Raw genomic sequence first — 10,000 nt, forward strand, 5'->3', positions numbered from 1 at the left:
GGCCCGCCGGGCCGCATCCGTCATTGATGCATGACTTGCGCCAGCTCAGTTCGCGATATCGACGCCGTAGAAGGTGTGGCGGCCGAAGGGCGAGAGCTTGAAGTCCTTCACTTCCTTGCGGACCGGCTTGAGCTGGATCGCATGGGCGATGGTGAACCAGGGGGACTGCTCCTTGAAGATCACCTGCGCCTGCCGGTAGAGCTTCTCGCGCTCGGCCTGGTCGGTGACCGTCTTCGCCTTCGTCACCAGCTCCTCGAAGGGCTGGTAGCAGAATTTGGCGACGTTCGAGCCGTTGGTCTTGGCCGAGTCGCAGCCGAGCAGCGTGTGCAGGAAGTTGTCCGGGTCGCCATTGTCGCCGGTCCAGCCCAGCATGCCGGTCTGGTGCTCGCCCGCCTGCATGCGCTTGCGGTACTCGCCCCATTCATAGGTCTTGATCTCGGCCTTGACGCCGACCTTGGCGAGGTCCGCCTGCATCAATTCGGCGATGCGCTTGGCGTTGGGGTTGTAGGGGCGCTGCACCGGCATGGCCCAGAGGTCGATCTCCAGCCCGTTCGGGTAGCCGGCCTCGGCGAGCTCCTTCTTGGCCGCCTCCGGATCATAGGGGTCGTCCTTGATGGTCTCGTTATAGGACCACATCGAGGGCGGGATCGGGTTGATCGCCGGGATGCCGCTGGAGAGATAGACCGCGTCGATGATCGCCTTCTTGTTGATCGCCTTGTTGACGGCGTGGCGCACCTTGACGTTGTCAAACGGCTTCTTGGTGGTGTTGTAGGCGAGATAGCCGATGTTCAGGCCGGGCTGCTCGAGGATCTGGACATTGGCGTCCTTCTTCATCGCCTCGAGATCGGCCGGGTTCGGATAGGGCATGACATGGCATTCGCCCTTCTGGAGCTTGGCCCAGCGCACCGACGCATCCGGCGTGATCGCGAAGATCAGGTCGTCGATCTTGGCCTTGCCGCCCCAGTATTCCGGGAACGCCTTGTAGCGGATGATCGCGTCCTTCTGGTACTGCACCAGATAGAACGGCCCGGTGCCGAGCGGGTCCTGGTCGAGCTTCTCGGGCGTGCCGGCCTTGAGCATGGCATCGGCATATTCCTTCGACTGCACGCCGGCATATTGCATGGCGAGGTCGGCGAGGAAGGGCGCCTCAGGCTGGTTCAGCGTTACCTTGACGGTGTAGTCGTCGACCTTCTCGACCGATTTGAGCAGCTTCGGCATGCCCATGTCGTTGAAGTAGGAGTGGTTCGAGCTGGTGACCTTGAAGAACGGGTTGTCCTCCTTCCACTGCCGCTCGATCATGAACATCACGTCGTCGGCATTGAAGTCGCGGGTCGGCTTGAAGCCCTTGTTGGACTGCCACTTCACGCCCTTGCGCAGGTGGAAGGTGTAGGTCAGGCCATCGGCCGAGATGTCCCATGTCTCGGCAAGCGCCGGCTGCACCTTGGTGCCGCCGCGCTCGAACTGGACGATCGTGTCGTAGATCTGCGTGCCGGCGTCGAAGGAGGTGCCGGTCGTGTTGACGCTCGGCGCGAAATTCTCGGGGCTCCCTTCCGAGCAATAGACCAGCGTCTTGGCCATGAGCGGCTGCGCCGCCATGAGGGCGGACGCCGACAGCGTCGCCAACAGCAATGTCTTCATGTGAAACTCTCCTCAACCCTTCCCCGCCTCTGTCAGGCGGGGTTATGGCCCCGTTGCATCGGAAGCTCCGTGGGCGGAATTCCCCGGGCCGCCTTGTTCACAGCTTATTGAAAGAAAAGGGTCGGGAACAGTCGTTCTAAAGGTGGGAGGAAATTCTCCGGGAATGACAGTAAACGACAGCGTTGTGCTATCTGAAGCCGTTGCGTCCGTCCGTCATTCGCTCTCATAGGCGGCGCGGGTGATGCCGTAGCGCGCGAGCTTGTCGTAGAAGGTCTTGCGCGGAATCCCCAGCGCCTCCAGCGTCGCCCGAACATCGCCGCGATGGGCCTCGAGCGCCTCGCGGATCAGGTTCGCCTCGATGGCGTTGAGGCGCTCGGGCAGGCTGAGCGCGCCCGCATCCTCGTGCGCCGCCGTGATCGGCAGGTCGCCGGCAAGGCCGAGCGCGACGCGCTCGGCGAAATGCACGAGCTCGCGGACATTGCCCGGCCAGTCGTTCTCGACGAGGTGGCGCTCGACCGAGCGGTCGAGCCGGGGAACCTCCCGCCCATATTTGCGCGCGGCGCGGCCGAGGAAATGCGCGAAGAGCAGCGGGATGTCGCGGCGCCGCTCGCGCAGCGGCGGAAGACGCAGCGTGACGATGTTCAGCCGGTAATAGAGATCCTCGCGGAAATCGCCGCGCTGGGCGGGGTCGCCGAGATCGACCTTGGTCGCGGCCACCACCCTGAGATCGACCTTGCGCGTGTCGTTGGAGCCGAGCGGCGTGATCTCGCGCATCTCCAGCACGCGCAGGAGCTTGACCTGTGCGCTCGTCGGCATGCTCTCCAATTCGTCGAGGAAGAGCGTGCCGCCGCTGGCATGCTCGATCCGGCCGATGCGCTTCTTCTGCGCGCCGGTGAAGGCGCCGGGCTCGTAGCCGAAGAGTTCGCCCTCGATGACGCTGTCGGGCAGGGCGCCGCAGTTCAGCGCGACGAAGGGCTTGTCGCGGCGCCGGCCGAGCCGGTGCAGCAGATTGGCGACGACCTCCTTGCCGGTGCCGGTTTCGCCCAGCACGAGCACGTCGACCTCGACATCGGCGAGGTCGTGGATGGTCTGGCGCAGCCGCGAGATCGCCGGCGTCTCGCCGATCAGCCCCTCGTCCTTCTCGGCCGATGCCGTCAGCGCGCGCAGCCTGCGATTTTCGAGGACCAGTGCCCGTTTCTCGACGGCACGCCGCAAGGTCTCGCTCAGCCGCTCGCCGGCATAGGGCTTGGCGATGAAATCATAGGCGCCCTCGTTCATCGCGGCGACGGCCATGGCGATGTCGGCATGGCCGGAAATCAGCACGACCGGGATATCGGCGTCGAGGGCCTTGAGGCGGCGGAACAGTTCGATGCCGTCCATGCCGGGCATGCGGACGTCGCTGACGACCGCGCCGGCGAAGCCGGGCCCGATCTCGGCCAGCAGCGCGCCCGCCGAGGCGAAGGCGGCGGCCTTGAAGCCGGCGATCTGCAGGGCTTGCACATTGGCCTCGCGCAGATCCTCGTCGTCGTCGACGAAGGCGATGTCGAGGCCGGCGAGATCGGGCGCGCGTGTCATCGAAGCTGGGGTCATGGGTTGGAGCCGGACGAGGCTTTCCGGAGGGTGATGGTGAAGACGCAGCCGTCCCCCGGCCGCGACGACGCCGTCAGCGTGCCGCCGAAGGCGGTGACGATGTCGTGCGAGATGACGAGGCCGAGGCCGAGGCCGCGCGGCTTCGAGCTGCGGAACGGGGTGAACAGCGCCGCAAGCGCCGCTTCGTCGAGGCCGGGGCCGCGATCGGCGACGGTGATCGCAACCTCCTCGCCCACGTCGCGGATGCCGAGCGAAAGCAGCGGCGGCACCGGTCGCGGGTCGGCGGCCTCGACAGCCTCCACGGCATTGCGCAGCAGGTTGACCAGCACCTGCTCCAGCTCGACATGCCGGGCGAGCACCCGCAACCCTGGCGGGCTCGCATCGACCTGCGGCGCGATGCCGGCCTGCCGCAGGGGCGCGTCGAGGATCATCAGCGCACCTGCGACCGCCTCGCTCAGCAGGACCGGTTCGAGCCTGCCGTTGCCACGCCGGGCGAAGCCGCGCAGGGTCTCCGTGATGGCGCCGATCCGTTCGGTCAGGCCGATGACCTTGCCGAGCGCGCCTGCCGCGGCGCTCTCGTCGCGCGCGGCGACAAAGGCGCGGGCGTTCTCGGCATAGGTGCGCAAGGCTGCGAGCGGCTGATTGATCTCATGGGCGACGCCGGCCGTGACCTGCCCGAGCGTCGCCAGCCGGTTCGCCTTGGCCAGCTCCTCGCGCGTATCCGCGAGCCGCTCCTGGGCGCGGGCGCGCTCGGCCATCTCCTCCACGAGCTTGCGGTTGCTGCCCGCGAGTTCCGCCGTGCGTTCCGCGACGCGCCGTTCGAGCTCCGCTTTCGCCTGTGCCGCCGCCAGCATCCGCATTGCCGCCTGCTGGCGGCGGCGCAGCAGGAACGCGGCCAGCATCAGCCCGAGCAGCAGCACGAGCGCGACCAGAGTCTGCAAACGCGATTGCTCGGCGCGGATGGCCTGGTCGACCGGCAGCAGCATGTCGATGTGCCAACTGGTGGTCGGCACGTCGCGACGGGTCATCACGTTGAGGCCGCGCGTCGGGGCGGTGCTCTGGACGAGGTCGTCATCCGGCGCCAGCGGCAGCGGCTTGAGCGGTGCCTCGCCGAATTGCAGCGAGCGGCGGATGTCCTTCTGCGTGTCCTCGTCGAGCGGGGCCTCGACATGGAAGCGCCATTCGGGGACCGTCGAGAGCAGCACCACGCCGCGCTCGTCGGCGACGTAGATCTGGCCGCCGAGCGCCCGCCAATCGGCCTCGACCCGGTCGAACTCGACCTTGGCGACGATGACGCCGAGGAGCCTGTCGCCGTCATTGATCCGGCTGGTGATGTAGAGGCCCGGGCGCTGGCTGACCGTGCCGAGCGCGAACTGCTCGGCCGAACCCTTCAGAATCGCGCCGAGATAATAGTCGCGGAAGGCGTAGTCATTGCCGATGAAGCTCGTCGGCTCGTCCCAGTTGCTCGCCGCGATGGTCAGCCCGGTCACATCGAGCAGGTAGATCACGGCCGTGCGCGTCTCCCGCGCGATGCTCGCGAATTTGAGGTCGAGCGCATGACGGCTGTTGCCCGAAAGCGCGCTGCGGACATCGGGATCGCGGGCGAGGATCATCGGCAGGGCGCGTTGCTTCTCCAGTTCGCCGCGCAGCACCGCGATGGCCAGCGTGGTGCCGTCCTCCGCGCGCGCATTCACGGCCTCGATGGCGCGGCTGCGGCCGAGATCGCCGGCGGCGATCAGCCCGATGGCGAGCAGGATCGCCGCCGCGAGCCCGAAGGCCAGCCAGCTCCAGCCGCCCGGTGAAGCGGCGGTTCCTGCTTGCGGTGGGGTGCGGTGCATGAAGCCCATGCCCGATCATGAGCGGATTTCCGCATTGCGCAACAAAAGATTGTGCGGATTTTCGCATAGATGGCGCGGTGGCAAAAGCGAAGAAGAATATACGTATCTGATATCGTTATATTTTTTGAGTTCTGTCCGGCTGGCACGCGGCTTGCGAAAAAATCACTCGCTTAGATCAAGCCAAACAAAAGCCCACCGGAGGAAGCGATGGCTGCCCATTTTGAACCCGCGACGGCTGCGCCGGCGCGCCCGAAGAAGCTTTACCAGCAGCTCTATGTCCAGGTGCTCGTCGCGATCGCGCTCGGCATCGCGCTCGGCCATTTTTGGCCGGAAACCGGCGCCTCCATGAAGCCGCTCGGCGATGCCTTCATCAAGCTGGTGAAGATGATCATCGCGCCGGTGATCTTCCTGACGGTCTCGACCGGGATCGCCGGGATGACCGATATGCAGAAGGTCGGGCGCGTCGCCGGCAAGGCGATGATCTATTTTCTCGTCTTCTCGACGCTGGCGCTGATCGTCGGCCTGATCGTCGGCAACCTCATCCAGCCGGGAACCGGGCTTCACATCAGCCCCGCCAGCCTCGATGCCAAGGCCGTTCAGAGCTATGCGGCCAAGGCGCATGATTCCAGCGTCGTCGGCTTCCTGCAGAACATCATCCCGGATACGATCGTCGGCGCCTTCGCCTCGGGTGACATCCTGCAGGTGCTGTTCTTCTCGGTCCTCTTCGGTCTTGCGCTCTCGATGGTGGGCGAGCGCGGCAAGCCGGTGCTCGATTTCCTGCAGGCGCTGACCTCGCCGATCTTCAAGCTGGTCGCGATCCTGATGAAGGCGGCCCCGATCGGCGCCTTCGGTGCCATGGCCTTCACCATCGGCCGCTACGGCATCGGTTCCGTCGCCAATCTCGCGATGCTGATCCTGACCTTCTACCTCACGGCGGCGATCTTCATCCTCGTCGTGCTCGGCGCGGTCGCCCGCTACAACGGCTTCTCGATCTTCGCCCTGATCCGCTACATCAAGGAGGAGATCCTCCTCGTCGTCGGCACCTCGTCCTCGGAGGCGGCACTGCCGAGCCTGATGGAGAAGATGGAGGCGGCCGGCTGCAAGCGCTCCGTCGTCGGCCTGGTCATCCCGACCGGCTATTCCTTCAATCTCGACGGCACCAACATCTACATGACGCTGGCGGCCTTGTTCATCGCGCAGGCCATGGACATCCATCTGCCGCTCGGCGACCAGGTGCTGCTGCTGCTCGTCGCCATGCTCAGCTCCAAGGGCGCAGCCGGCATCACCGGCGCGGGCTTCATCACGCTGGCCGCGACGCTCTCGGTCGTCCCTGCCGTCCCGGTGGCCGGCATGGCGCTGATCCTCGGCATCGACCGCTTCATGTCGGAATGCCGCGCGGTGACCAACTTCATCGGCAACGCGGTGGCGACCATCGTCGTGGCGCGCTGGGAAGGCGAGCTCGACCAGAACCGCCTGCACGCGGCGCTGAGCGGCGCGGTCGTCACCAGCGAGGATGGCGCGCCGCTGCCGCTGCCGGCCGAATAAGGCACGGCGGTTCTTCGGGCATCACGATGCGCCGGTCGGACCAGAAGGTCCGGCCGGCGTTTCTGTTCGGAGCCTCAGGCGGCGCGGGAAGGGGCGAGCGCCGCCTCGATCGCTTGTCCGATCGCCAGGATGCGGCGATCCTGCCCGCCGGCGCCGGCCACCATCAAGCCCACCGGCGCCTCGCCTTGGCGATGGCAGGGCAGGCTCGCCGCGCAGCCGTCGAGGAAATTGATCAGCGTCGGGTTGCGCAGGATCAGCAGATTCGTCGCGCCATAGGCGGCCTCCTCCGCGAGATCGGCGATGCGCGGCGCGATCACCGGCACGGTCGGCATCGCCAGGGCGTCGAAGCCGGCGATGCGTGCCTCGACCGCGGCGATCCAGGCTTTGCGCGCTGCGACCAGATCGAGATAATCCGCCAGCGCCATCTCGGCGCCGCGCTGGATACGGCCCAGCACGCGTGGGTCGTAGCGGTCGCCGGCCCTGGCGATCAGCGCACGGTGCCAGTGCCAGGCCTCGGCACCGGCAAAGCTGCCCTTGGCCTGAAGGCTGCCGAGCGTGGCGAATTCCGGCACGGCGATCTCGCTGATATGCGCCCCGGCGCGCGACAGCGTGTCGAGCGCGCGGCGAAAGCTGGCGGCGACCGCGTCGTCCAGACCGTCGAGCGCCAGCGTCGTCGGCACGGCAAGGCGCAGTCCGGCGAGTTCGGCCGGGACCGGGACGCTCTCGCCTGAGCCGGACAACACGGCATCAAGGAGCGCGCAGCAGGTGAGGCTCGGCGCCAGCGGGCCGATCGAATCGAGGCTGGTCGAGAGCGGCACGCAACCCTCGCGCGGCACGCGGCGGGCCGTCGGCTTGAAGCCGGCGATGCCGCAGAGCGCGGCGGGGATGCGCACCGAGCCGCCCGTGTCGGTACCGATGGCGGCGGCCGCCATGCCGTCCGTCACGGACACCGCCGCACCCGAGGACGAGCCGCCGGGAATGCGCGCGCCGGCGCGGTCGAAGGGATTGAGCGGCGTGCCGTAATGCGGGTTGATGCCCAGCCCCGAGAAAGCGAATTCGGTCATATTGGTCCGGCCGACCAGCACGGCGCCCGCTGCCAGAAGCCGGTCGACGATCGGCGCATTCGCCGTTGCAGCCGGTGCGTCGTCCAATGCGACGCTGCCGGCCTTGGTCGTCTCGCCGGTGACGTCGAACAAATCCTTGATCGAGATCGGCAGCCCTTCCAGCGGTGAGCGGACGAAGCCGGCCTTGCGCATCAGATCGGAAGCGCGCGCCGCAGCCAGCGCCCGCTCGCCATAGAGACGGGTGAAGACGCGCGGACCTTCGCCCGTGCCGGCGCAGGCGAGGGCCGCCTCTGTCAGGGCCTCCGAGGTCGTGCGGCCCTTGGAAAGCGCGTGCTGCAGGGCGGAAAGGGTCTCGGTCATCGTCAGCTCGCCGTGGTGCCAGGTCGGTCGGTTCGAGGCTCGACGCCTAGCAGAGTCCCGCTGGACGGGCGATTGATTTCCGCTACGGACATGGTTTGCTGCGCCGCCCGACGCGGGGGCAGGACATCGCGGGGCTTTGGGGAGTCATACGGATTTGGGCGCAACGATAACGGGCCGGCCGATCGCCGGCATGAAGCCCAGCCTGATCGGCTTCGGCGGCGCGCCGCTCGGCGATCTCTACCAGCATCTCGACGAAGGGGTGGCGCAGGCGACGGTGGTCGCCGCGCTCAAGGCCGGCATCAATCTGGTCGATACCTCGCCGCTCTACGGCCATGGCCTTTCCGAGCACCGCATCGGCGCGGCCTTGCGAAGCGTTCCGCGCGAGAGCGTGATCCTCTCGACCAAGGTGGGTCGCTGGATGAAGCCGGGCGAGCCGAAGGCGGATGGCTCCGGCTATCGTGGCGGCCTGCCGCATCCGGCGGTGATCGACTATTCCTATGACGGCGCGATGCGTTCGTTGGAGCAGTCGCTGCTCAGGCTCGGCACCGACCATGTCGATATCCTGCTGATCCATGATGTCGACATCTGGACCCATGGCGAGCGGATGGAGCAGCGCTTCGCCGAGGCCATGGACGGCGCCTACCGCGCCTTGGATCGCTTACGGGCCTCCGGCGCGGTGAAGGCGATCGGCGTCGGCGTCAACGAAGCCGAGATGTGCGAGCGCTTCGCCCGCGCCGGCGATTTCGACGTGATGATGCTGGCCGGGCGTTATTCGCTGCTGGAGCAGGGCGCGCTCGACGGCTTCCTGCCATTGGCGCTGGAAAAGAACATCGCGGTGATGCTGGCCGGCGTCTTCAATTCCGGCATCCTCGCGACCGGCGCCCGCGAAGGCGCCTATTACAACTACAAGCCCGCCCCGCCCGAGATCCTCGGCAAGGTCGCGCGGATCGAGGCGGTCTGCGCCGCCCATGGCGTGGCATTGCCGCAAGCGGCGTTGGCCTTTGCCGGCGCCCATCCCGCGGTCGCGACCGTCGTGCTCGGCGCCGTGACGCCGGACGAGGTCGCGCGCAATCTCGACCTCGTGGCCCGCCCCGTGCCGAACGCTCTCTGGGTGGATCTCAAGGCCGAAAAGCTCATCCCCGATCACGCCCCGGTGCCGGCATGCTGAAGACCATCGATCCGATCCTCGGTCCCGATTTGCTCTGGCTGCTCGCAGCGATGGGCCATGGCGACGATCTCGCGGTGGTCGACGCCAACCATCCGGCCGAGACGATCGCGCGGGCGACCACCTCGGGACGCATCGTCCGCCTGCCGGGCCTCGCCATGGCGGAGGTCGTGCGCGCGATCCTGACCGTGCTGCCGATTGACGATTTCGAGCCCGATCCGATCCGCCGCATGCTCGTCGTCGGCGATGCTGCGGCCGTGCCGGCGGTGCAGAAGGAGGTCGAAGCCGTGGTGGCGCAGGCGGCAGCGGCACCGACGCCATTGCCCGGCATCGAGCGCTTCGCCTTCTACGAGGCGGCCCGCAAGGCTTTCGGCGTCGTGCAGGTCGGCGATGCCCGCCCCTATGGCTGCTTCCTGCTCAGGAAGGGCGTCATCGCGGGGTAAACCACTCCGTCCGCCCCGGAGCCGTGGTCGTCATTCCGGACAAGCGGCGAAGCCGCGCCGATCCGGAATCCATCGAAGGGCGGTGTGTCCCGCGATGGAATCCGGGCCTACGCTTCGCTCCGGCCGGAATGACGGTGGGTCTTCGGAGGGAGCCAGATCACTCGTCGTCGTCTTGGGCCGGACGCGCGACATCACCGAGTATCTCGCGTTTCCCGGCATGGTTTGCCGGCCCGACGATGCCCTCGTTCTCCATGCGCTCCATGATGGAGGCGGCGCGGTTGTAGCCGATCTGGAGGCGGCGCTGGATGTAGGAGGTCGAGGCCTTCTTGTCGCGCAGCACGACCGCCACCGCCTGCT

General features: G+C 67.3%; 8 protein-coding genes. 3 read left to right on the forward strand and 5 right to left on the reverse strand.

What is annotated here, in order from left to right:
• Positions 1–45: 45 nt before the first annotated feature.
• From IED13_RS22970 to IED13_RS22980, 3 genes are all read right to left on the reverse strand, one after another.
• Complete coding sequence (locus IED13_RS22970; RefSeq protein WP_191125572.1) at positions 46–1,638, reverse strand: ABC transporter substrate-binding protein; 1,593 nt, start codon at positions 1,636–1,638, stop codon at positions 46–48.
• A 213-nt stretch (positions 1,639–1,851) separates the two neighbouring features.
• On the reverse strand, positions 1,852–3,213 hold the full coding sequence (locus tag IED13_RS22975) for a sigma-54-dependent transcriptional regulator (RefSeq protein WP_191125584.1): 1,362 nt from the start codon (positions 3,211–3,213) through the stop codon (positions 1,852–1,854).
• Between the two features lie 11 nt (positions 3,214–3,224).
• Entirely contained in the window at positions 3,225–5,066 is a 1,842-nt protein-coding gene (locus IED13_RS22980; RefSeq protein WP_210323724.1) for a sensor histidine kinase, read from the reverse strand.
• A 207-nt stretch (positions 5,067–5,273) separates the two neighbouring features.
• Here IED13_RS22980 and IED13_RS22985 point away from each other — a divergent pair, with 207 nt between their 5' ends.
• Positions 5,274–6,611, forward strand: a complete 1,338-nt coding sequence (locus IED13_RS22985) for a dicarboxylate/amino acid:cation symporter (protein ID WP_142023318.1) — start codon at positions 5,274–5,276, stop codon at positions 6,609–6,611.
• 74 nt (positions 6,612–6,685) lie between these two features.
• Here the strand turns inward: IED13_RS22985 and IED13_RS22990 are convergent, their stop codons facing one another.
• Positions 6,686–8,035 carry an amidase gene (locus IED13_RS22990; RefSeq protein WP_191125574.1) on the reverse strand — a complete coding sequence of 450 codons (1,350 nt, stop codon included), beginning with the start codon at positions 8,033–8,035 and terminating at the stop codon, positions 6,686–6,688.
• Positions 8,036–8,225: 190 nt separating this feature from the next.
• Here IED13_RS22990 and IED13_RS22995 point away from each other — a divergent pair, with 190 nt between their 5' ends.
• Together IED13_RS22995 and IED13_RS23000 are read left to right on the forward strand one after the other, a co-directional pair.
• A complete protein-coding gene (locus IED13_RS22995) occupies positions 8,226–9,203 on the forward strand; it encodes an aldo/keto reductase (protein WP_191125575.1) in 978 nt (325 codons plus the stop codon).
• Positions 9,197–9,643, forward strand: coding sequence for an RbsD/FucU family protein (locus IED13_RS23000; RefSeq protein WP_191125576.1), 447 nt, complete (start codon positions 9,197–9,199; stop codon positions 9,641–9,643). Before IED13_RS22995 ends, IED13_RS23000 begins: the two co-directional genes overlap by 7 nt.
• 157 nt (positions 9,644–9,800) lie before the next feature.
• On the opposite strand, the gene IED13_RS23005 is transcribed toward IED13_RS23000, so the two are convergent.
• Positions 9,801–10,000, reverse strand: a 200-nt coding sequence (locus IED13_RS23005; RefSeq protein WP_191125577.1) for a DNA translocase FtsK, incomplete at its 5' end; no start/stop codon positions are given.

This window comes from Allobosea spartocytisi (genome assembly GCF_014764685.1).
GTDB classification, from domain to species: Bacteria; Pseudomonadota; Alphaproteobacteria; order Rhizobiales; family Beijerinckiaceae; genus Allobosea; species Allobosea spartocytisi.